At 67.4% G+C, this 22,665-nt stretch carries 13 protein-coding genes and 1 pseudogene; 7 read left to right on the top strand and 7 right to left on the bottom strand.

The window, feature by feature from the left end; translation table 11 throughout:
* Window positions 1-136: 136 nt before the first annotated feature.
* Window positions 137-3,031, top strand: a complete 2,895-nt coding sequence (locus MA09_RS23580; RefSeq protein ID WP_081897420.1) for a diguanylate cyclase domain-containing protein — start codon at window positions 137-139, stop codon at window positions 3,029-3,031.
* Here MA09_RS23580 and MA09_RS04295 read toward each other — a convergent pair.
* Genes MA09_RS04295 through MA09_RS04280 form a run of 4 tightly spaced genes read right to left on the bottom strand, consistent with a single transcriptional unit; the run spans window position 3,028 to window position 8,666 of the window.
* Window positions 3,028-4,419: a DUF3526 domain-containing protein gene (locus MA09_RS04295; RefSeq protein ID WP_229440556.1), complete on the bottom strand. Its 1,392-nt coding sequence runs from the start codon at window positions 4,417-4,419 to the stop codon at window positions 3,028-3,030. The genes MA09_RS23580 and MA09_RS04295 overlap by 4 nt on opposite strands.
* The gene (locus tag MA09_RS04290; RefSeq protein ID WP_036245718.1) at window positions 4,416-5,852 is read right to left on the bottom strand and encodes a DUF3526 domain-containing protein; all 1,437 of its coding nucleotides are present in this window, start codon (window positions 5,850-5,852) and stop codon (window positions 4,416-4,418) included. Before MA09_RS04290 ends, MA09_RS04295 begins: the two co-directional genes overlap by 4 nt.
* Complete coding sequence (locus MA09_RS04285) at window positions 5,849-6,592, bottom strand: ABC transporter ATP-binding protein (protein ID WP_229440555.1); 744 nt, start codon at window positions 6,590-6,592, stop codon at window positions 5,849-5,851. Before MA09_RS04285 ends, MA09_RS04290 begins: the two co-directional genes overlap by 4 nt.
* Window positions 6,593-6,611: 19 nt before the next feature.
* Entirely contained in the window at window positions 6,612-8,666 is a 2,055-nt protein-coding gene (locus MA09_RS04280) for a TonB-dependent receptor (protein ID WP_036245714.1), read from the bottom strand.
* A gap of 274 nt (window positions 8,667-8,940) precedes the next feature.
* Between MA09_RS04280 and MA09_RS23575 the strand changes: the two genes are divergently transcribed.
* The gene (locus MA09_RS23575; RefSeq protein ID WP_051933160.1) at window positions 8,941-10,185 is read left to right on the top strand and encodes a hypothetical protein; all 1,245 of its coding nucleotides are present in this window, start codon (window positions 8,941-8,943) and stop codon (window positions 10,183-10,185) included.
* Between the two features lie 25 nt (window positions 10,186-10,210).
* Window positions 10,211-10,372: pseudogene (locus MA09_RS04265) on the top strand (LysR family transcriptional regulator); the annotation flags it as partial.
* Between the two features lie 255 nt (window positions 10,373-10,627).
* Here MA09_RS04265 and MA09_RS04260 read toward each other — a convergent pair.
* Complete coding sequence (locus tag MA09_RS04260; RefSeq protein ID WP_036245709.1) at window positions 10,628-11,686, bottom strand: AI-2E family transporter; 1,059 nt, start codon at window positions 11,684-11,686, stop codon at window positions 10,628-10,630.
* A 158-nt stretch (window positions 11,687-11,844) separates the two neighbouring features.
* Between MA09_RS04260 and MA09_RS04255 the strand changes: the two genes are divergently transcribed.
* Window positions 11,845-13,824, top strand: a complete 1,980-nt coding sequence (locus MA09_RS04255) for a TonB-dependent receptor (protein WP_051933159.1) — start codon at window positions 11,845-11,847, stop codon at window positions 13,822-13,824.
* Between the two features lie 59 nt (window positions 13,825-13,883).
* Here MA09_RS04255 and MA09_RS04250 read toward each other — a convergent pair whose 3' ends face one another.
* Window positions 13,884-15,341, bottom strand: a complete 1,458-nt coding sequence (locus MA09_RS04250; protein ID WP_051933158.1) for a Gfo/Idh/MocA family protein — start codon at window positions 15,339-15,341, stop codon at window positions 13,884-13,886.
* A gap of 443 nt (window positions 15,342-15,784) precedes the next feature.
* Here MA09_RS04250 and MA09_RS04245 point away from each other — a divergent pair, with 443 nt between their 5' ends.
* Window positions 15,785-18,703 carry a TonB-dependent receptor domain-containing protein gene (locus tag MA09_RS04245; protein WP_081897419.1) on the top strand — a complete coding sequence of 973 codons (2,919 nt, stop codon included), beginning with the start codon at window positions 15,785-15,787 and terminating at the stop codon, window positions 18,701-18,703.
* Window positions 18,704-18,738: 35 nt separating this feature from the next.
* On the top strand, window positions 18,739-18,888 hold the full coding sequence (locus MA09_RS24780; protein WP_161783194.1) for a hypothetical protein: 150 nt from the start codon (window positions 18,739-18,741) through the stop codon (window positions 18,886-18,888).
* Window positions 18,889-18,917: 29 nt separating this feature from the next.
* Here MA09_RS24780 and MA09_RS04240 read toward each other — a convergent pair whose 3' ends face one another.
* Complete coding sequence (locus MA09_RS04240; RefSeq protein ID WP_081897418.1) at window positions 18,918-20,483, bottom strand: sensor domain-containing diguanylate cyclase; 1,566 nt, start codon at window positions 20,481-20,483, stop codon at window positions 18,918-18,920.
* Window positions 20,484-20,791: 308 nt separating this feature from the next.
* Between MA09_RS04240 and MA09_RS04235 the strand changes: the two genes are divergently transcribed.
* Complete coding sequence (locus tag MA09_RS04235) at window positions 20,792-22,600, top strand: bifunctional diguanylate cyclase/phosphodiesterase (protein WP_051933156.1); 1,809 nt, start codon at window positions 20,792-20,794, stop codon at window positions 22,598-22,600.
* The last annotated feature ends 65 nt before the right edge of the window (window positions 22,601-22,665 follow it).

Below are 22,665 nucleotides of genomic sequence, written 5' to 3'. Positions count from 1 at the left end.
TTTCATTAAATTGTTTCATCTGCGCAACATAAAGTGAGCTGTCGTCGTGTAAAGATCCGATCGGCCGAAGGCAATCGCAATATGGGAAGTGCTGCATGATATTCTGCCGCGCTGCAATATTTTTCCGCGAAGAATCATGCTTTCACTACTGCGCCGAGGGCGTATCGCACTGGCTCCCTCGCTTGCCATCCTGGCCGGGGCGGCCATGCTGCTCCTGACCTTGCTGACACTCCAGGTGGTCGCCCGCACGCTCGCACGCCATGTGGAGGTCGACATCGGCCGCAATCTCGCCGAGCTTGCTTTCCAGACGACGGACAAGCTCGACCGCGGCATGTACGAGCGCTACCGCGAGGTCAAGCTGATGGCCGAGCGCTACGAGATCACCAACCCCCGGGTGCCTGTCGCCGCCAAGCGCAAGGTGCTGGAAGGCATGCAGGAGACGCATCCCTACTACGCGTGGATCGGCCTGACCGATAACCGCGGCATTGTCACGATCTCCACCAAGCAGCTCCTCGAAGGCAAGGACGTCTCGGCGCGCCCATGGTTCGCGGCAGCATATGAGGGTGTCCACCTGCATGACGTGCACGAGGCGGTGCTGCTGGCCAAGCTGCTGCCGAATCCCGGCGGCGAACCGAAGCGCTTCTTCGACATCGCGTTTCCCTTCCGTGATACGAACGGCGTCATTGCCGGGGTCTTCGGGACCCACCTGAGCTGGCAATGGGCGGCGGACGTCGAGCGCTCCGTGCTGCGGCCACTGGCGCAACGCAAGGCGGTCGATACCCTGATCCTGAGCAAGGAGGGCATCGTCTTGCTCGGGCCCCAATCCTACGTGGACAAGCCGCTTGCGCTGGACAGCTTCCGGCGGGCGGCGGTCGACAACGCTGGCTCCCTTGTCGAAACCTGGCCCGACGGCAAGCGTTACCTGGTGGGCTTCAGCAAGAGCCGGGGCCACGACAGCTATGCAGGACTCGGCTGGGTCGTGCTGGTGCGCCAGCCACTCGATGAGGCGTTCAGGCCGGTCGAGGAGCTGCGCAGCAAGATCCTGTGGACTGGAATCGCTGCCGCTGTCGTGGTGTCCCTGCTGGTCTGGATGTTCTCCCGGACGATCGCCAGGCCGCTGGGAACCATCACCCGGCATGCGGATGCCTTGCGCGCCGGCTTGTCGCGGGAAATCCCGCCGATACGCAGCCGCCTGACGGAGGTGGAGATCCTGCAGCAGGCCCTGAACGCGCTGGTCGCGAAGCTGCTGGCGAACGAGCAGGGCTTGCGCGACCTGAATGCGACGCTCGAACGGCGCGTGGCGCAGCGCACGGTCGAGCTTGCCGGCGCCGTGGAGGAACTGCGCAGGGGCGAGCAGCGCGTCCAGGCGATCGTCGACACTGCCCTCGATGCCTTCGTCGGCGTCGATACCGAGGGCCGGATCACCGACTGGAATCCGCGGGCAGAGGAAATCTTCGGCTGGCGCCGGGAGGAAGTGATGGGCAAGACCGTGACCGAGACCATCATTCCGCCCCGTTTCCGCGAGGCGCACGAGGCCGGCATGCAGCGGTTCAAGGTCTCCGGCAACTCGGGTGTCGTCGGCAGGCGCCTGCACCTGTCCGCGCTGCGGCGCGACGGCGCCGAATTCCCGGTCGAGATGACGATCGGCCTGATCGACGCCGGCGACACGCACTTCTTCGGAACGTTCATCCAGGATATCTCGGAGCGCAAGCGGATCGAAGACGAACTGGCGCGGGAGCGCGAGCTGCTCAAGGCCGTGATGCAATCGATCGACGTGGGCGTCGTGGTGTGCTCCGAGGCTGGGGAAGTCCTCATGCTGAACCGCGCGGCGAAGGCCATGCATGCCCGGCGCGATGCGCCGCCGCGGCCGGAGGATTGGGCGGATCACTACAGCCTGTTCCTGGCCGACGGCAGCACACCCATGCCGCCGCAAGACGTGCCGCTGCGGAAGGTCCTGCATGGCGCCGTGGTCGAGGACGCCGAGCTGGTGGTCAGGCCGCCCGGCCACGAGCCGCGCCACCTGCTGGCGAGCGGCCGGCCCCTCCATGCCATGGACGGGGCGGGCATCGGCGCGGTCATCGCGCTCAAGGACGTCACCGCCATGAAAGAAGCGGCACGCCGCCTGGAAGCCAGCGAGCGCAAGCTGCGCACGATCACCGACAACCTGCCGGTGCTGATCGGCTATATCGACAAGGACGAGCGCTACCTGTTCGCGAACGCTACCTACGAGGACTGGTTTTCCCTGACGCCCGCCGATATCGTCGGCAAGACCGTGCGGGAAGTCATGGGCGAGGTGTTCTATCCCGAGCATCAGCGGGTGATGCAAAGGAATCTGACGGGCGAGACCGTCAGCTTCGAGATGGAACTCCCCGGGCCGGCAGGGTTGCGCACCGTCGAGGTCACGCGCATTCCCGACATGGTCGAGGGGAGCTTCAGGGGCGTCTACGTGCTGGGCGCCGACGTGTCCGCCGCCAGGCTGCATGAAGAGGAGCTGAGCAGGCTGGCGCGTATCGATACACTGACCGGCTTGCCGAACCGGCGGGCCTACCGGGAACGCCTGGAGGCGGCGCTGCAGCGCGCCCGGCGGAGTGAGCAGGGTGTCGCCCTGATGTTCCTGGACGTGGACCATTTCAAGCAGGTGAACGATACGCACGGCCATGCCGCGGGGGACACGGTACTCCAGGAATTCGCCCGCCGCGTCAAGGGAGCGGTGCGCGTCACCGACACCGTGTGCCGGCTGGCTGGCGACGAGTTCACCGTCATTCTCGAAGGCCTGAAATCGGCGGACGAGGCGTCGCTGGTCGCGGACAAGATCGTCAAGGCCTTCGCACGCCCGTTCGCGCTCGGTCCGGCGGAACGAAAGGTGTCGACCAGTATCGGCGTCGCCTTCACGACTGCATTTCCGGTCGAGATCGCAAGCCTGGAAGCGGCGGCGGACCAGGCGCTGTATGCGGCAAAGCGGGAGGGGCGCTGCCGCTTTGCGATCCTGCGCTTGCCGGCCATGCAGGCGCCTGAAATGGACGCGGCTTAGCCGTCTCCCGGGGCGCCATTCAAGCCGGTTTTCCCGAGCCGGCGCATGCCGAGCAGGGCGGCCGCGAGCGCCAGCAGCGCCAGGGCCGCGAGCGGGCCGGCGGGCAGCGATGCCGGCGCCGCGGTCGCCGCATAGGCGGGCATGCGCTTGAAGTCTTCCGTGCCGAACGGCCGCTCGTGGAAGAAATACGGATAGAAGAAGCGCCGCAGCTCGGTGTGGAAGCCTTCGATGCGTTCCTGGTAGGCCAGTTGCGCGCGCAGGTCGGTGTCGGCCAGGCGGTGCAGCAGCACTTGCACGTTGACGGGCGCCAGCAGCAAGCCGGCGCGCGCGGTCCAGTCTTCGCGCGCCAGCATGCTGGCGCGGTATTGCGCGACCTGGCGGGCCACGGCCTCGTCGCCCACCTGGTGCATGGCGAAGTACCACTTCCAGTGGAAGCGTCCGGTGACCGGCGGCGTGTCCTTCCACTCGGGGTGGGTGCGGAAGAATTTCTCGAAGGTGGCCGGCTTGGGCAGGTCCCAGCCACCGTGCACCGCCTGGCGCTGCGCCAGCGAGAGCTCGACGCCCTTCGACACCGGCAGGGAGCGCCCGATCGCGGCGTCGATCGCGGTCGGCGCGATCATCGTCAGGCCCACCAGGCAGGCCAGCAGGATCGCGGCGCTGCTGCTCGAGGTGACGGCGCGGCCCGCCACCCAGGCCGACAGGCCGAACCAGAACAGCAGGTAGAGCGAGGCCACCAGCGCCACCTGTCCCAGGGCGAGCGCACCGGCGCCGGCCACCGCTACGCCGGCGGCGAACGGGACCAGCAGGGCCAGCCACACCAGCGCATAGCGCAGGCCGACGCGTCGCCGCCACAGGGCAGTGGTGCGCCCCGGCAGGGAGGACAGCAGGCGCAGCCGGCCCGCCTCTCGCTCGCCCGTCACCAGGTCGTGCATCAGGGCGACGATGAACAGCGGCGCCAGGTACACCAGCAGGAAGGAAAAGTCGAAGCGCCCGGCCATGGCCAGTTCCGGATTGATGGCTTCGGATTCATAGAGCTGGGACTGCAGGCCGAGCAGCTTGACGCGCAGCGCTGCGGGTTGCAGGTCGCGCTGGCCGATGGCCGCGAAGGCGAGCGGCGCGGGCGGATTTGTCGTCAGGTGCGGCGTGTAATAGGCCACCGAACCGGCGTCGGCGCCGCTCGCGTACTTCTCCTGCAGGGCCTGGACCTCGGCGCCGTGGCCGGCGGCGATGCGCGCCAGGGCTTGGCGCTGGCCGGCGACAGCCTGCACTCCACTCCACACCGCCAGCGCCGACAACGCCAGCAGCAGGGCGAGCGCACCCGCCGCCAGGCGCGACTGCAGGACCAGGCGCAGTTCGAATATCAGGCTGGGCATCAAGGTTCGCATCATTGGCCGGTCCTTTCCAGTCGCCGGGCGATCAGGCGCGCTGCCACGCACAGGGCCAGCAGCCAGCCGCCCAGCAGGGCGAAGGCAGGCCATGCATGGCGTGCCGCCACGGTGCCGAAGGGCTCGGGCGCGTAGCCGAAGCGCGGGGTGTCGTCCCAGTGCCTGCGGTCGACGCGCTGGTCGCGGTCGTTCTCGTACTTGATCGCGCTCGTGTGCAGGCGGTTGAGCGACTGCACGAAGGCGTAGCGGTATTTCTCGCCTTCGAACAGGAAGCGCGTGTGGCTGTCCAGGTTGGTGCCTGACAGCGCGGTCGACATGCGGCGCAGCGCGAGCACCGGGCTGGCCAGCGCGGCGCGGTACACGACCGCGTTTTCCGCCTGCTGTCTACGGTAGTCGGCGCGCATGAACTCGTCGAACAGCTCGCTGGTCTGGCGCTCGCTTTCCTGCATCACCAGGCCGCCGTAGTTCACCGGCAGGTCCTCGATGCGGCTGACGCCGTACTGCGCCAGCACCCGCTGCTTGAAGCGGCTGAAGTAGGGGTCGTCCGGATTGTGGCTGTCGCCCATGGCCTTCAGGCGCTCGTGGACCGCCACTTCGTTCTCGATCCGGGTCGGACGTCCGATGCCGGCCATGGCGACATCGGGCATCACGCGCGGCAGCAGGATAGTGGTCACGATCCAGCCGCCCACCAGTACCAGCAGGGCGTCGCGCGCGCGCGGCAGCATGGCCGAGACCAGCACCGCCCCGAGCGCCCAGAGCAGCAGGTAGAGGGCATAGGCAGCCAGCAGCGCCAGCGCCTCCGCCGCCACCGCGCCGTGCAGCACGGCGATGGCGCCCAGGGCGATGAAGGCGGGAGCGGCGAGCAGCATGGCGATGGCGGCGTGTGCCGCCAGCTTGCCGGCCAGCAGGGTGCCGCCCTTGACGCCCTGGGTCAGCTGCAGGCGCAACTGGCCGCGCTCGCGCTCGCGCGCTACGCTGCCGAAGGCCAGGAACACGATCAGGAGGGGCGTGAGCACCTGCAGCACGAAGGCCGGCGTCAGCTGGCCGAAGCGCAGCAGCACCGAGGACTGGCCGGCGTCGCTGAAGTTGGCGCTGTTCTGGCGGTGGCCTTCGAGGAATAGCGTGTGTCCGGTGAAGGGATCGACGCCGAAGTCGAAGAAGGCGAGGGGGCTGAGCGGGCGGAACACGTAATGTCCGTAGTGGACCACGCGGTGCGGGTGGCGGTCGGGCTGGTTGTGCCACTGGCTATCGGCGCTGGACTGGAAGCGCGCGCGCTCGGCGTTCACGGCGCGGACGCGCTCGTGGCTGACCAGGATGGCGGCCAGGGTCAGCGCCAGCATCAGCACGGCGGCCGCGACCGCAACCTGGTTGCGCAGCAGGGCGCGCCACTCGGTACGGACAATGGCGGCGACGGTGCCGCGAAAAGCCGCGCTCATGTGGCCACCTCGGCTGCTCCGCGCGCCCCGGCATAGCGCCGGTACAGCTCGCGCACGTCGAAGCGTTCCACGCCGCTGGCGGAAAACTCGTGCGTGATGCGGCCATGGTCGAGAAAGCCGATGCGGTCGGCTACCTCGGCCGCGCCGAGCAGGTCGTGGGTCACCATGAAAATCGCGGCGCCCTTGGCGCGCAGGGCCTGCAGCAGCGCGTTGAACTCGGTGGTCGCCTGCGGATCCAGGCCGCTGGTCGGCTCGTCCAGCAGCAGCACCGGCACCGCGCGCGCCACCGCCAGGGCGATCGCGACCTTCTGGCGCATGCCTTTCGAGTAGCCGCCGAGGCGGCGCGTCCAGGCCGATTCGTCGAGGCGTACCGCGCGCAGGGCGTCGGCGATGCCGGCGCCGGTCCAGGCGCTGCCCGCCAGGCGCAGGAAATACTCGATGTTCTCGCACGCGTCGAGGTGCTCGTAGAGGGCCACGTTTTCCGGCACATAGGCCAGCTGGGCACGCGCCGCCAACACGTTTGCCGCGACGTCGATGCCGCAGACGCGCACCGCGCCGGCGTCCGGGCGGGTGAAGCCGAGGAAGGTGTTCAGGGTAGTCGACTTGCCGGCGCCGTTCCCGCCGAGCAGGGCGTAGATCTCGCCGCGCCTCACCTGCAGGCTCAGCTCGCGCAGGACCGGATTGCCGTGGTAGGCGACAGTGACGCCGCTCGCTTCGAGCGCCAGGGCGGATGTGGGCATGCTCATCCTGGCTCCCTCCTCAGAGTTTCACGTTGAGCGACAGGTAGGCCGCGCGCCCGATGCCGGGCGAGAAGCTGGCCTGGGCCTGGGCGGCCGGCCAGAAGAAGTTGTCGTACCAGACGTACTCGTACTTGCGGTCGGCGAGGTTCTTCACCTGGAAATCGAGGCTGGTCCGGCTGGACAGCTGGTAGCGCAGGTTGGCGTCGAACAGCACGAATCCGCCGTACTTGCCCTGGCTGTTGGCGTTGTCGATGTAGTAGTTGCCTTGCGCGCGGCCCTGCAGGCCGATGCGCCAGGCATCGGACGCGCGGTATTCCAGGCCGGCGTTCGAGATATGGCGCGGCGTGGAGAACACTTCCTTGCCGGCCAGCGACGCGCCGCCGGCAGTAAAGGCCTTGACCACCTCGGCCTTCTGCAGCGAATGCGATGCCCACAGCTGCAGCCTGTCGGTGAGGCGGGTCGCGACCTGCAGGTCGATGCCCTCGCGCCGGGTTTCGCCGAGGCCGACCGTGGTGCCGGTGGCCGGCATGTTCGCCACTTCGTCGCTTGCATCCTGGCGCCACACGGCAAGGCGCAGGTCGGCCCTGGCTGCCGGCTTGAACTTCACGCCCAGTTCCTTGCCCGTGTTGATCGAGGGCTTGAAGGCGGCCTGGCCGGGCATCAGGTAGGCCGGCGCGCCGGACCCGGTCAGGACCTGGAAGGTCCGGCCCCAGTTCGCATAGACGCTGAGGTCCGGGGTCGGGTTGTAGACCATGCTCAGCTTGGGCTGTTCGATCCAGCCGGAGTCCTGCAGGCCCGCGCTCACCCCCGTGAGCCCGTTGCGGTTGCTGCCGGTGAAGCGGTCGACGCGCAAGGCCGGAACGATCTTGAGCGCCTCGAAGGGCTTGAAAATGGCCTGCACGTAGGCGCCGACGTTGTTGAACGAATAGTCGTCGTCGTTCTGGGTAAAGGCCGGGCGGCTGAAGTCGGTCGGGCTGGCATAGGTGAAGCGATAGCGGCGGTAGCGGTTGTCCTGGCGCTCGGTGTTGATGCCGCCGTCGAGCATCACGCGGTCGCCCAGGCGCCAGGTGAGGGTGCCGAGGTAGCCGAACTGGTCCTCGTCCCACAGGCGGCGCTGGCGCGGTGCATGGCCCGCCGGGTTGCTGGTGAAGGTCACGCGGCGGTCGTCGGCGTAGCTGTTGAAATACAGCTTGTTGCTCCAGAAGGCGTCGGGCGTGATCTGCCAGTCGAGGTGGGCGCTCGCGTGTTTCATGTCGCGGTCGCTGGCGTCGTTGGCGTTCTTGGCCGGGGACTGGCGGCGGTCGGCGCGCAGTTCGGCCGCGGTCAGGAAGCCCGGCTCGCCGGCCTCGTGCCGGTAGGCGCGTACCGCCAGGCCGCCCCTGAGGGAGCGGTCGGCCGAGCTGAGGAACCATTTTGCGCCGACCGAATACTTGTCCGAGCCGCTGCCGCGGTATTCGCTTGAATCCTGTTTCGCGACGAAGTAGTTCTGGGAGAAGCCGTTCGCCTCGCGCCCGATCGCCAGCTGCACTTCGCGGGTGTCAAAGCTGCCGTAGGTGAAGCGGGCATCAAGGTAGTTGCCGCCCTGGCGGGTGCCGAAATTGATGTTGCCCCCGATGTTGTGCAAGCCGTAGCGCGGGTCGTTGGTGCCGCGCACGACCTCGATGTAATCGACTTCGAGCGGGAAGATCATGTCGATGAAGCGCTGGTTGCCGCTGTTGACGTTGCTCGGGATCCCGTCGATCAGCACCTTGATGCCGTTGATGTAGCCTTCGCCGTTGAAGGCGCGGAAGGTCGCCTTGCCGGATTCGGCGCCCATGCGGGTCTCGGTGAGCTGGATGCCCGGCAGCTGGCCGATCAGTTCCCAGCTGTTCATCACGTTCTTGTCCTCGACCTTGTCGGCGCCGAGGACGTCGACCGAGGTCAGGATGCGGTTGCTGACCAGGGGGCCGCTGCTGCGCGCCGCGTTGACGCGTACCTCGCCCATGACGATCGCCGGGTCCTCGTCGGCGAGGACGGGCTGGCTGGGCAGGGAGATGGCCGCGACGACCAGGGAAGTCAACAACTTGCGTTTCATTTCTTCAAACCTTTCCGGATTTCTTGCAAGGACAGGAGGGAGCGCTGCGGCTCTATTCGATAATGATAACGCGTTATCATTAGTGCCTGCAAGCATTTTGGCAACAGGTCTTGACCTGCCTCGACGACCGCATTGCCTCCAAGGCCGGCTTCCGGCCATTGCTGCAAATGCCAGACTCCGCGATAATCCCTGCTGCTGTCCCAGCCGTACCAACCCGTTTCCCTCACTCCCGCCAGTCGCATCGCCGATCGGCGCCCAAACGATGAAAGACCTGATGCCTACCTTTAAGCCGATGTCGCTGGCCGTCCTGGCCGCGCTCCTCGCGGCCCCGGCCGCGCTGCTCGCCACCCCGGCTGCCGACGCCGTTCCCCAGGCGAAGCCGACACAGATCGGCGTCGCCTCCTTCAACATGGCCTGGGCCGGTTCGCAGCAGGATTTCGATCGCCAGAACGCTGTCTGCAAGACCGTGTCGTGGTGCGACACGCGTCCGCGGCGCCAGCCGGGAACGGGCGTCATCACCGAAGAGGCCACGCGCGTGGCGCGCCAGTGCGTCGCCGACACCGAGCGCCTCGCCGGCGGCCCCGCGGGGGCAGCGACGATGGCGCCGTGTAACGCCTACCAGGGCCGCGGCGCCCCGGTGGCGCTGACGAGCGCCGATTACGCAGCCAAGCTGGCCGGCCTGCAGGCCACCATCGCCAGGCTGATCGAGACCGACGGCGTGCGCGTGATCGCGTTCCAGGAAGTGCGATCAAGCGAGGTGGTCAAGCAGGTACTCGGGCGCCATGCCGCGCGCTTCGGCGTCTGCGACGCCCCGCACGAGGGCTTCCAGACGGTGGCCTTCGCCTGGGACCGCAGCCTGGGTAACGAAGCCCGCTGCAGCGTGGACAGCGGCCTGGCCGTGGTCGACAATCCCGCCGACCCGGAGGCGCGCAAGGTGCGTCCGGGCCTGGCGCTCGAGCTGAAGGTAGCGGGGCGCCCCATCAGTTTCCTGAACGTGCACCTCAAGTCCGGCTGCGCCAACATCAAGCCGCACCCGATCTACCAGGCCCGCCTGCTGGACGACCAGGCTCCCGCCTGCCAGGTGTTGAACCGCCAGGTTGCGCCGCTCGAGCGCTGGATCGACGGCATGGCGCAACGCAGCCCCGACTTCGTCCTGCTGGGCGACTTCAACCGCCGCATCGACGAGGAAGCCGCCGCCAACATCCCTTCCGCGCAAGTGCGCGCCGACGGCAGCGACCCGGCCGGCGTACCGGCCCAGGACAAGGATGGCCGGGTGGCCACGCGCTACCTGTGGCAGGAGCTGAACGACGGCAACCCGACCTTGCAGCAGGTGCCGTTGACGGGCGTCGAGGCGGGCTGCAAGGGCTTCTCGGGCCTGGACCACATCGTGCTCAGCGGCCCGCTCGCGGCGCGCCAGCCGGCCAACCTCGGCTCGCGCAAGACGGCCGTGGTGCAGGCGCCGGACCAGCGCATCGAGACCAGCGACCACTGCCCGCGCAGCGTCACGCTGACCTTCTAGGCAGGCGGCGCGCCGCCAAGCGGGCATGGACCGATTCGCCGAACTCGAGGCTTTCTGTCTGGTCGCCGCCGGCGGCGGCTTTTCGCCGGCCGCGCGCCAGCTGGGGCTGGCCACGTCTTCCGTGGCACGCCTGGTGGACGCACTGGAAGGACGGCTCGGCGCTGTCCTGCTGAACCGGTCCATCAGGTCGCCGAGCGGCACGATGAAGAGCAGGCCGAGGGCATAGCCGACCTGGGTCAGGGTGACGATCAGGCCGGCCGAGACGGCGAGCAGGCGGACCATGCCGGGCGAAATGGCGGCGGTGGATGTGGCGGTCTGGCGCATGGCGTTGTCCTTGTCGAGGTGAATTCGACGGGACCGATTCTATGGGGCGACCCGGCGCCCGTTGATGCGCCATGCGCAATACTCATTTCGACATGGCGGTACGCCATGCCCGGCCGCTTCACTCCCCGTGGAACTCGTCGGCGCGCGAAAACAGGCTCCAGCACGCGATGAACAGCGCCGCGATCACCGGCCCGATCACGAAGCCGTTCAGGCCGAACAGCGCCATGCCGCCGATGGTGGACAGCAGCACCAGGTAGTCCGGCAGCTTGGTATCCTTGCCCACCAGGATGGGGCGCAGCAGGTTGTCGACCAGCCCGATGACCAGAACGCCGTACAGCGCCAGCACCGCACCCTGCCAGACGGCGCCCGTGAACAGGAAGTAGGCTGCCACCGGTCCCCAGATGAGGGCCGCGCCCACCGCCGGCAGCAGCGAAAGGAAGCTCATCACCACACCCCACAGCACCGGTCCGGGGACGTCGAGGAACCAGAAGATCAGGCCGCCCAGCGTACCCTGGGCGACCGCCACCAGCACATTGCCTTTCACGGTGGCGCGGATCACGGTCACGAACTTGTCGAACAGGGGTTTCTTGTAGTGCGCGTCCAGCGGCACGGCGTGCTTGATGCGCGCGGCGATCACGCGGCCGTCCCGGAACAGGAAGAACAGCAGGTAGAGCATGATGGTCATGCTGACGATGAAATTCAGGGCATTGCGCCCGACGTTCACCGCATAGCGAGCCGCCAGCTGGCTGGCCTGGGCGATCCCGGCACTGAGCTTGTCCCGCAGCGTGTCCATGATGGTCGATTCGTAGCGGTCGAACAGGGAGCCGGCCCAGCCGGGCAGGCCCGCTATCCCGCGGCGCAGCATCGCGTCGAAGTCGAGCTGGCCGGCGCTGACCATGGCGTACAGGCCGAGTGCCTGGTCGACCAGCGCCGCGGAGATCAAGGTCACCGGCAGGATCACCATCAGGATGATCAGCATCAGGGTGGCGAAGGCCGCGGTATTCGGGCGCTGGCCGAGCGCGGTCCGCAGCCGGTGGTGCACGGGCGCGAACACGATCGCCAGCACCATGGCCCAGAACACGGCGCCCGAGAAGGGCAGCAGGATCCAGAAGAAGGCGAGCGTCACTACGCCCAGCAGGAGCAGGAAGGAGTTTTGCGGCAGCGTGAATTGTGTCATCGGGCGTGTTCGGATTGGACGATACTGTCGATGATACTCTATCAACATTGGAGGGGCTTTGCCGGTGCCGCGCTCTTGGGAAGGCGCGTCCTCATTCATGTTGATAGTAGTCTATCAATACGGGATAATGCCGAGCTTTCCGACTCGCGCACTGCCTCATGCCGAATATCCTGAGCTCGACCGTCCTGCTGGCCCTGGTCGCGGCGCCCGCCTGGGCACAGCCTACCCCTCCCGCAGAAAGCCAGCCCGTCGGGCCGGCAACACCCGGTACCCAGCAGTTGCGCGGGCGGGCCGACGAAAACGTGATGCGCCAGGCCGAGGATGCCTTCGGCACCAGCGTCGGGCGCGAGACCATCGGCCTGTACAACTCCTCGAGCGTGCGCGGCTTCTCCCCCGTTGCGGCGGGCAACGCGCGCATCGAGGGCTTGTATTTCGACCAGGTCTGGGGATTGACGCCCCGCATCCGGCGCTCGACCAACATCCGGGTCGGCATCTCGGCCCAGGGCTATCCCTTTCCGGCGCCCACGGGCATCGTCGACTACAGCTTCCGCAAGCCGGGCGACAAGGCAAGACTGGCCCTGGTGACGGGCGGCGACAGCTACGGCGCGGCCTATGTCGAGGCCGACGGCGAGCTGCCGCTGGCACGCGGCCTCAGCATGGGCATCGGCACCGCCGCCGGCACCAACGAATACCCCAACGGTACCGATTCCCGCTACCGCAATGCCGCGCTGAGCCTGCGCTGGCAGCCCGCCGCGGCGCTCGAGATCGTCCCCTTCTGGCACCGCGCGGAAACCTACGACGACGAAAAGGCGCCGAGCTTCCTGCCGGCCGGCGCCTACCTGCCGCCGCGCATCGAACGGCGCCGCTTCCACGGGCCCGAATGGGCCGACTTCCGCACCACCTCGATGAACTACGGCGGCCTGGCGACGCTGCGCGCAGGGCAGGGCTGGACGGTGCGTGCCGGGGTCTTCCGCTCGCTGTACTACGACCACCGCGCTTTCACCCACCTGCTGACCGGCGTGACGCCCGAGGGAAGCGCCAACCGGCGCCTGATCGCCGACCCGCCGGCGGAGAATGCTTCCACCAGTGGCGAACTGCGCGTGACGCGCGTGGTGCTCGACGGCCCGCGCCAGCACACGCTGCACGCTAGCATGCGCGGGCGCGACCGCCAGCGCCGCTACGACGGCTCGCAGGCTTTCGACCTGGGCCGCACCAGGATCGATGCGCCTTACAGCGCGCCGGAACCCGCATTCGTGTTCGGCGAACAGACCCGCGACCGCACCCGCCAGTGGACCGGCGGCGTCGCCTACGACGGGCGCTGGCGCGATGTCGGCGAGATCGGCTTCAGCCTGCAGAAGACCGACTACCGCAAGCGCCTGCAGAAGCCGTCCCTGCCGCTTGCCAGGGCCGAGGACAAGCCATGGCTGTACAACCTGAGCGCCGCAACCCATCTCGGCCCGCGCCTGGTGGCCTTCGGCAGCTTCACCCGCGGACTGGAAGAGAGCGGCGTGGCGCCCAGCAATGCGCTCAACCGCAACGAGCTGCTGCCGGCGATCCGCACCACCCAGGGCGACCTCGGCCTGCGCTATGCCCTGAGCCCGGCGATGAAGCTGGTCGCGACCGTGTTCGACCTGCGCAAGCCCTATTTCAATTTCGATGCCGGCAACCGCTATGCACAGCTGGGCGACGTCCAGAACCGTGGGCTCGAAGTATCGCTGGCGGGCGCCTTGAGTCCGCGCTTGAATGTCGTCGCCGGCACGGTCCTGTCGCGGCCGCGTGCGACCGGCGAAGGCGTGCGGCTCGGGCGCGTGGGCGAGCGTCCGGTCGGCATGAGCCGGCGCAGCGCCGAGTTGAACCTGGACTGGCGCACGCCCTGGGTGGATGGCCTGTCGCTGGACATGACGGCCTCGCACAGCGGCGCCGTTACGGCCACCGTCGACAACCGGGTTGCGATTCCGGCACGTACCCTGACGTCGCTGAGCGGCCGCTACCGCTTCAGGCTGGGCGAACGTCCGGCCTCGCTGCGGGTCGCGGTGAACAACGTGTTCGATACCGACGGCTGGGAATTGCGGGGGGCTGGCGCCTACGACGTCATCAACGGGCGCGTGGCCTCGGCCTACCTGTCGGTCGACCTGTAAACGGACACCGGCACCACGCAGGTGCCGGGCAGGGAAGGGACAGCTGTCCTCAGGGCGGATCAGGGAATCTTGATCCGGATCGGCATCGGAACCGGCGCGCGCCGGTCCGGCATCGGTGCGCGGTCCGGCGGCGTGAGGCCGGCGACCAGATCGGCGATGCGCACCGTCTGGCCGGTCTCGAAGCATTTGTTGGCCGCCACTCCGACCAGGGCCGACCAGGCGCCGGCGCGCTCGTCCGAGGCGCGCTTGTACTTGTCGGCCGGGCCGTCGCCGAAGATCTCGGTGAGCATGACGTCGTCGCCGCCGCCGTGGCTGCCCTTGCCGATGATCGGCTCGATGTCGCGCGGCTGGCCGCGCAGCGGGATCACGCGGATCGAGACGGCCTCGCTGCCACTCTGGACCTTGGCTGCGCCGGCCGCGCCGCCCGATTCGACGATGCGGTGCTCGATGCGGCCCTTGGTGCCGTTGAAGGCGATGTGGTAGCCCTCCCAGGCGTCATAGGCCGACAGCGCGTAATTCAGGTGCGCGCCATTGTCGTAGCGGACCATCACGTTCATCGTGTCTTCGATGTTGATCTCGGGACGCCACACGCACTGGTCGCGGTAGTAGCCGTCGTACCGCTCGTTGTCGAGGTACAGGGCCTTCAGGCCCGGGTCGGAGGCGAGGTCGAAGTAGAAGTTGCACTTCTGCTTTTCCGGGCAGGTCAGGCAGCGCTCGTGCGGACCGGACAGACCCATGCGGCGCGCCGTTTCCGGGGTATAGAACTGGCGCGAGCCGAAGGCGTGCACGGTCTCCGGCTGGGCGCCGAGCCACCAGTTGACGAGGTCGAAGTGGTGGGTCGACTTGTGCACCATCAGGCCGCCCGACATCGCCTTGTTGCTGTGCCAGCGGCGGAAGTAATCGGCGCCATGCACGGTGTTGAGCAGCCAGGTGAAGTCGACCGAGATGACGTCGCCGATCTCGCCCGACATCAGGAGTTCCTTGATCTGGGTACGCGGCGGCGAATAGCGGTAGTTGAAGGTGACGCGCACCTGGCGGCCGGTGCGCTTGACGGCATCGATGATGCGCTGTGCCTTTTCGGCGGTGGTCGTCATCGGCTTTTCGGTGATCACGTCGCAGCCGGCTTCGAGAGCGCGCACGATGTAGTCGTCGTGGCTCGCGTCGGGGGTGGTGACGATCACGAACTGCGGCTTGGCCTCGCGGATCATGCGCTCGAAGTCGCTTGCCGCGTAGCCGCGCGGCTGGCTGGCGCCGGTCTCGGTGACGAGCTTCACGGCGCGTGCCAGGCGGCCGGCATTCTTGTCGCAGATGGCCACGACCTCGCTGGTGTCGCGGAACTTGCCGGTCATCGCGTTGGTGAACATGCGCGCGCGCGAACCCACGCCGACCACCGCGTAGCGCTTGCGCGGGGGCGCCGCAACAGCGCCGGCGCTGCCTGCGGCAAGCATCAAGCCTGCCGCGCCGGCCGTCTTCAGTACGGTGCGGCGATCGATACCCGCCGAATTCTTTTCATCCATGCTTCGTCTCCAATCTTGTTGTATCCGGCCGGTCCTCCCCGAGCGGGCCGCCCGCGCCGGCGCCCCGGGCTTAAAGCCGAGGCTGACACATGGTCACCTGAAGCGCGACAATTGGCAAGACCAGTTATGTGATTGGTTGGACTGAAGTGCCCCGGTGGTCGCGCACTTTGGTTTATCAAAAACGTCTTGTCCGGTGATTTCGTTAGAAATTTGCAACAGTACCTCGCGTGGCGCAATCGATTTCGGGGCCAAAAAGCATGCGCTGTAAATATTTGTTGCAATAAAGTGGCCTGACCAATTTATAATCCGGTCATATCAATTCTTGCAAAACCTGTAAAGGCAGGTCAAAGGATTGGCAGTGAGGTCTGCGGTTTGAAGCCGAGTGGCCTGGCCAATCAGTAGTGTGGTCATATCAATCTTAGAAAAAAAGATAGGAGACGTGAATGAACCCGTACTTTGTTCCCACCCCACGCCGAGCCCAGCTGGCAACTGCAGTGAGCCTGGCGCTGTTCCAGCTGGCGGCACAGGCGCAGGCGCAGAACACCGATGCCCCTTCGTCGACCCCGGCCGTTCAGGCAGTGGTGGTGACCGGCTCGCTGATTCGCCGTGTCGATGACGAGGGCACGAATCCCGTCACCACCGTCAAGGCCCAGGAACTGGAAGCCCGTGGCCATACCGAACTCAAGGATTTCGTGCTGGAGCAGCCGCAATCGCTGTCGCTCGGCACCAACTCCGGCGCCGCCGGTCCCGTGACCAACCTGCGCGGCCTCGGCCCGATGCGCACCCTGACCCTGCTGAACGGCCGCCGCCTGGCGAACGAGCCGCTGCAGGATCAGTATGTCTCGGTCAACGTGATCCCGCGCATGGCGCTGGAGCGCGTCGAGACCCTGAACGGCGGCGGCGCCTCGATCTATGGCGCCGACGCCATCGGCGGCGTCCAGAACTACTGGACCAAGCGCGGCTACCAGGGCGGCGCGATCAAGGCCGAATACGCCCGTCCGGAACTGAGCGGCGGTGGCCGTACCAAGAGCATCGGCGGCATCTTCGGCTGGGGCGACCTGAACGAGGAAGGCTGGAACGCCTACATCGCGATCGACCACCAGAAGAAGGATGCGCTGTTCCAGGGCGACCGTCCGGAGCAGCACGACCCGGCCGTGCTGCGCAGCCTGGGCCTGGGCATCACGCCGGACGCGCGCAACCCGAACCCGCTGGCCAACTTCGGCTTCGCACGCAACGCCAACTCCAACTACAACCCGAACTTCGGCACCGGTTGCTCCTCGCCATGGTCGCTGCCGACCCTCGGCAACAACAGCCTGGCGAACCCGCCGGTCTACGCGCCCGGCTGCATCCGCAATCCGCTGTTCTGGAACGCCGTCACCGACGGCAGCGAGATCACCACCGTCGCCGGGCGCGCCAGCTGGAACCTGGCGGGCGGCCACAAGCTCGACCTCGACGTGCTGCATTCCCAGTTCACCGTGCAGAAGTTCCGCGGCATGCAGGTGCCGAACGCAACCCAGCCGTTCACGACCTATTCGATGTCGCCGACCAGCCGCTTCTACCCGGGCAAGGGCATCACCCCGCTGCCGCAGGTGGTCGGCAGCAACACCGGCGCCAACACCCCGGCCATGTTCATCGACCCGGCCAAGACCCCGGGTACGGCAACGCCGCTGAACATGAACAACCGCACCATCTACTTCCAGTGGGGGCCAGGCGAACTGGGACCAGCCTACCGCAACGACGAGCAGGGCAACGACCGCATCGTGCTGTCGCTCGAGGGCGAGGTGAAGGGCTGGGACTACCGTCTCGGCGCGAACTACGGCCGTTCCAAGCGCGACACCCGCGTGGGCGAAGGCTACATCCTGTATTCCAAGGCGCAGGCCGGCTTCGACCAGGGCATCCTGAACCCGTTCGGCCCGCAGGACGCGGCGGGCCTGCAGTACCTGCGCAGCATCCAGGCCGAGGACTACACATACCGCCTCAACAAGGCCTTCAACAAGAGCGTCGACGCCACCGTCACCCGTCCGGTCTGGACGCTCGGCGGCGGGGATATGGTGCTGGCAGTGTCGGGCGAACTGCGCGAAGACTCGGCGCGCACCCACAATGCGCCGCTCGACTTCGTGTACAAGCGCGCCAACGGCAGCTATAACATCGACGCGTCCGGCAACGTGGTGCAATCCGACCTGGTGGGCGAGACCCCGCAGGGCGTGGCCAAGGAGCTCAAGCGCAAGATCTCCTCGCTGATGTTCGAGGTCGATGCGCCGATCACCAAGACCTGGCTGGTCAACGGGTCCGTCCGTGCCGACCGCTACGACGACCTGGACCAGACCACGGTCAACCCGGCCCTCGCGACCCGCTGGGCGCCGATGCAGGAAATGGTGTTGCGCGCTTCGGTGTCGAGCGGCTTCCGTGCGCCGTCGATCATGGACATCCAGAACCCGACGCCGGAAGTGCGCAGCCAGTTGATGGACGACCCGGTCCTGTGCCGCAGCACGCGGCCGCTGGAGCCCGGTACCGGCACCCCGTCGACGGGATATACCGCCGACCAGGTCTGCAACGTGCTGACCAACTACTGGACCAAGTCGCCCAACAACACCCACCTGAAGCCGGAGAAGTCGCGCGGCTTCAACATCGGCATCGGCCTGGAGCCGATCAAGAACCTGTCGCTGACGGTCGACTACTGGGGCCTGAAACTGCGTGACGTGCTGGGCGCGGTCTCGATCGCCGAGATCCAGCAGAACCCGGCCAAGTACGAGAGCGTGATCAACCGCCGCGCCGACGGCACCATCGACTACATCATCGCCAGCCAGGCCAACCGCGGCCAGACCCGCATCCGCGGCGCCGACATCTCGGGCAGCTACCGCTTCCCGAAGACCAGCTTCGGCACCTTCGATGCGAAACTCGATGCGACCTGGTACCACAAGTACGAGTTCCAGAGCGAGGCGGGCGGCGCATGGAGCAGCAACGTCGGCATCATCACCAACGAAGGCCGCTTCGGCAGCGCCGGTCCGAACGCAGGCCTGGCCGGCATGCCGCAAGTGAACCCGCGCTGGAAGTATACCGCGGCGGTGACCTACAGCACGGGTCCGTGGCGCGCCACCCTGTCGCAGCGCTTCAATACCGCGCTGACCGACCTGACCCCGCGTGCGGGATCGAACCTGACCGAAGTGGAGTCGTACAGCCAGTTCAACCTGAACGTGCGCTATACCGGCATCAAGAACACCACCGTGTCGCTGGGCGTGAACAACATCACGGAAGAGTGGCCACCGCTGACCGCCAACACCATCTACAGCGGCGGTTACCTGACCAGCCTGGCCGACATGATGGGACGGGTGTATCGCATGTCGGTGGAGTACAAGTTCTAAGCTGACCGCAGTCCGCGCAGGTGCAATGCCTGCGCATGACACGCCGCTGCACGGCTTTCGGTCACCGGCTGGCTGCCGCCTCGATCTTCCTGTCGCTGGCCAGCAGGTGCGCGTCCCGCCGCAGGCCCTCGGCGGCGGGCGGCGCGCCGGAGGGGCAGGGGCAGGAGCAGGAGCAGGGCGGCTAGCGCGGCAGGCGAGACCTGGCGCCGCCGGTTCAGGCAGCTGCGCCGGCGTCGATCTCGCCCGCCGCGACGATATGGTTCTCGCCGGCCGCCTTGGCCCGGTACATGGCTTCGTCGGCTGCATGCAGGAGGTCGCGGATCGACTGGCCGTCGTGCGGGTAGCAGGCGATCCCGATGCTGGCCGCAACCTGCACTTCGGCGCTGCCCAGCGAAAAGGGCAGCGACAGCCGGTCGAGGATCTTGGCCGCCACGAGCGTGGCCGGCCCCGTGCCGGCGCCGGCCAGCACCACCGCGAACTCGTCGCCGCCCAGCCGCGCCGCGAAATCCGCGTCCCGCAGGCCGGCGCGCAACTGGCGCGCGACGTGCACCAGCAGGCGGTCGCCGGCCGCGTGGCCGTACTTGTCGTTGACCGGCTTGAAACGGTCGAGGTCGATATACAGGATGGACAGCTCGGTGCCGGCCCGCGCGGCGATTGCCGCCTGCTGCGCGACGAATTCATGGAACAGGGCGCGGTTCGCCAGTCCGGTCAGCGTGTCGTGGGTCGCCTGGTAGCGTGCCTGCTCGAGCATGCCGGCGGCGCGCACCAGGGCCCGCCCCACCTCGTCGGCCTCCGTCAGGCTCAGCGGCGGGACGTCGACTTTCCGGCCCTCGCCGAGGGCGATGGCGGGCGCCGTCAGGGCCGTGATGGCGGAGGCGATCCGCCTGCCCAGCAGGCGCGCTGCGATGATGCCGGCGGAGAACAGGGCGACGAAGGCGAAGAACAGGCCGGACAGGGTCTGCCTGAGCTGGCTTGCCACGTGCTCGGTCGGGATGCCGATCGCGACCGTCCAGCCGGTCGCCTCCGAGCGCTTGAAGCTGGTATAGGTGGGGATGCCGTCCGACGTCGTGTTCTCGAGCGTGCCTTCGCTGCTCCCGGCGATCGCGGCGCGCAAGGTCCGCGAGACCGGGTTGCCGACGTGCGAGGCCGCGCCGCCGACGCGCGCGACGATGGTGCCTTTCCTGTCGGCCACCACGGCAATCCATTGCGCCGGCAAGCCCTGCTCGCGCAGCATGGCGTCGAACACGTCGGGCGACATGCCTGCGCTCAGGCTGTACGGGATCTGTCCCGAACGACGCACGGGGACGGCAACCGCGATCACCGGCCGTCCCGCTACCTTGCCCCGGAACAGGTCCGATACCAGAGAGGTCTGCGTGTCGCCGAAATGGCTGGTGCGGATGCGGGATCCGTTTTCCGGCAATGCCGCGCCAAGCGGCTGCAAGGTATTCATCAGCTGCTTGCCGTCCGGCGCGGTCAGCACGACGTTGGCGACCCGCTGGGTCGGCAGTGCTTCCCTGGCCTGCCAGTAGAAGGCGGAAATGTCGCCGGTCGACAAGGATGGCGAGGTGGCCAGCGCATGCAGCGTCGACTCCACGTTGGAAAAATGCTTGTCGACCAGGTGCGACATCGTGCGCGCCGCCGTCAGCGCATTCTCCAGTTGCTGCTGCTTGTTCTGGTGGTAGGAGTAGGCGAGCAGGCCGAGGGCGACGCTGGAAGCCGGCAATAGGCAGGCGGCAACCAGGATTGCCAGGTTGGATCGGATCGAAAGGCGGTATGTCATTGGGTGGTGAGGATCGCCAGGACCGACGCGCGGCCTGACGGTGGATGGTCGGCGCGGCCCAAAAAGGATGTACCGCAATCTATCGATTCTAGCAATTCATGATGCATTGGAGCAATCTACTCACGCCACATTATCGGTATTGTTGACCAATGCGCTCGGGCTTTGGCCGAAAAGCCGCGAGCAGAACCACAAGAGGCATTTTTGGTGGAACGCTTCCGTATATAATCGCGTGTTACCCCTTGCGCATATGCAAGGCGGCTCCCGCAGCGCCAGCGCGCTGCTCTTCATCGAGACTTTCCAGAGCAGGTATGTTTGCATCACCAATCCTGACCGATGCCGCCGGCGGGGCAGGGCCGGCGCGCGCAGAGGCAGGCTCCCGTCACGACGCGCCCGCCGAGCACCTGTTGCGCCTGGCCGAGAGCATGTTCGCCCATTCCGGGGAAGGCATCATCGTGACCGCGGCCGACACCCGCATCATCGACGTCAACCCGGCGTTCGAGGCCATCACCGGCTATTCGCGCGCCGAAGCCTGCGGACGCACCCCGGCCATGCTCAATTCTGGCCGCCAGCCTCCCGCCTTCTACGCCGCGATGTGGGCGGCGCTGCTGTCCGACGGTTTCTGGCAGGGCGACGTGTGGAACCGTCGCCGCTCGGGCGAGCCGTATGTGGAACGGCTGACGATCGTCCGGATGGACGACGCCCACGGCGCCACGCTCAACTATCTCGGCATCTTTTCGGACATCACGACGCAGACCCTGCAGGCCGAGCATCTCGAGCGCATCGCCCATTACGACCCCTTGAGCGGCTTGCCGAATCGCTGCCTGCTCACCGCGCGGCTGCAGCATTCGATGGCACAGGCGCGCCGCCGGGGCACCAGCGTGGCCGTGGTGTGCCTCGACTGCGATGACTTCAGGTCCGTCAACGACCGGCACGGACATGGCGTGGGAGACGAACTGCTGGTGGCGCTGGGCGCCCGCCTGAAGGACACGATCCGCGACTGCGACACCATCGGCCGGCTCGGCGGCGATGAATTTTTCGTGGTCATCGACGATCTGCGCGACGTATCCGCCTGCCTTCCGCTGGTGCGGCGGCTGCTGGACGCGGTCGCCGAGCCGCTGCTGGTGGGACCGCATCGCTTCCGCCTGACCGGCAGCATGGGCATCGCGCTCTACCCGGACGGCGGCGACATCGACGCCGACCAGCTCATCCGGCGCGCCGACCAGGCGATGTACAGCGCCAAGGCCCAAGGCAAGAACCGCTATGTGATCTTCGGCCATGAAGCGCTCTCCTGCCTGCCGGACGAGGTCGTCTTCTTCGAGTCCGTGGCCCACGCCATCCAGCATGGCGAATTCGAGCTGTACTACCAGCCCATCGTGCACCTGCGAACCGGCGAGCTGAACTCGGTGGAAGCATTGATCCGCTGGCGCCATCCGCGCCGCGGGTTGCTGGTGCCGGGCGAGTTCCTTCCGCGCCTCGAAGGGCACCCGTTGTCCGCGTCGATCGATGCCTGGGTACTGGACGAAGCGCTGCGCCAGCATGGGCGCTGGCTCGCGGAAGGAATCGACGTCGCCATCAGCGTCAACATCGGCAGCGAGCAGCTGCAGCAGCCGGGCTTCGTGGAGCGGCTCAAGGCCCTGCTGGAGGACACCCCGTCGTTCAAGCCGGGACGCCTCAAGTTCGAAGTACTGGAAACCACGGCGCTGGACGACCTGGCCCGGGTCTCGCGGACGATCGAGGAGTGCGGCAAGTTGGGCGTGCCGTTCGCCCTGGACGATTTCGGCACCGGATACTCCTCCCTGATGTACCTGAAGCAGCTGCCCGCGCGGCGCATCAAGGTCGACCAGGGATTCGTGCGCGACATGCTGGTCGATCCGGAGGACCTGGCAATTCTGGAAGCGGTGCTCGGCATGGGGGCCGCGTTCAAGCGGGAAGTCGTCGCGGAAGGGGTGGAAACGCTGGAGCATGCGCGCATGCTGGTGCAGATGGGGTGTGTCCTCGGCCAGGGCTATGGCATCGCACGGCCGATGCCGGCCGGCCAGTTGAGGCAATGGTCGGCGCAATGGACGCTGCCGGATCTGTCGGCGCCCTCGCCGGAAACGCACTGCGGCGGGCAGTGACGGTCTGCCCGGCAAGCCGGTTTGCGCTGGCCCGGCGCTCCGACGGGCCGATGCCGCGATCGAAC

The sequence above is a fragment of the Massilia sp. BSC265 genome (genome assembly GCF_000740675.1).
In the GTDB taxonomy this organism is placed as follows: Bacteria; Pseudomonadota; Gammaproteobacteria; order Burkholderiales; family Burkholderiaceae_D; genus Telluria.
The sequence above is the reverse complement of the archived record's forward strand: the minus strand, read 5'-3'. Positions and strand labels throughout refer to the sequence as shown.

Excerpts from the sequence above, each read along its gene's own strand:
- MA09_RS04260 (WP_036245709.1), bottom strand. The coding sequence starts at position 11,686 with ATGACACAATTCACGCTGCCGCAAAACTCCTTCCTGCTCCTGCTGGGC.
- MA09_RS23580 (WP_081897420.1), top strand. The coding sequence starts at position 137 with ATGCTTTCACTACTGCGCCGAGGGCGTATCGCACTGGCTCCCTCGCTT.
- MA09_RS04295 (WP_229440556.1), bottom strand. The coding sequence starts at position 4,419 with ATGATGCGAACCTTGATGCCCAGCCTGATATTCGAACTGCGCCTGGTC.
- MA09_RS04240 (WP_081897418.1), bottom strand. The coding sequence starts at position 20,483 with ATGACATACCGCCTTTCGATCCGATCCAACCTGGCAATCCTGGTTGCC.
- MA09_RS04250 (WP_051933158.1), bottom strand. The coding sequence starts at position 15,341 with ATGGATGAAAAGAATTCGGCGGGTATCGATCGCCGCACCGTACTGAAG.
- MA09_RS04285 (WP_229440555.1), bottom strand. The coding sequence starts at position 6,592 with ATGCCCACATCCGCCCTGGCGCTCGAAGCGAGCGGCGTCACTGTCGCC.
- MA09_RS04290 (WP_036245718.1), bottom strand. The coding sequence starts at position 5,852 with ATGAGCGCGGCTTTTCGCGGCACCGTCGCCGCCATTGTCCGTACCGAG.
- MA09_RS04255 (WP_051933159.1), top strand. The coding sequence starts at position 11,845 with ATGCCGAATATCCTGAGCTCGACCGTCCTGCTGGCCCTGGTCGCGGCG.
- MA09_RS24780 (WP_161783194.1), top strand. The coding sequence starts at position 18,739 with ATGACACGCCGCTGCACGGCTTTCGGTCACCGGCTGGCTGCCGCCTCG.
- MA09_RS04280 (WP_036245714.1), bottom strand. The coding sequence starts at position 8,666 with ATGAAACGCAAGTTGTTGACTTCCCTGGTCGTCGCGGCCATCTCCCTG.
- MA09_RS04235 (WP_051933156.1), top strand. The coding sequence starts at position 20,792 with ATGTTTGCATCACCAATCCTGACCGATGCCGCCGGCGGGGCAGGGCCG.
- MA09_RS04245 (WP_081897419.1), top strand. The coding sequence starts at position 15,785 with ATGAACCCGTACTTTGTTCCCACCCCACGCCGAGCCCAGCTGGCAACT.
- MA09_RS23575 (WP_051933160.1), top strand. The coding sequence starts at position 8,941 with ATGCCTACCTTTAAGCCGATGTCGCTGGCCGTCCTGGCCGCGCTCCTC.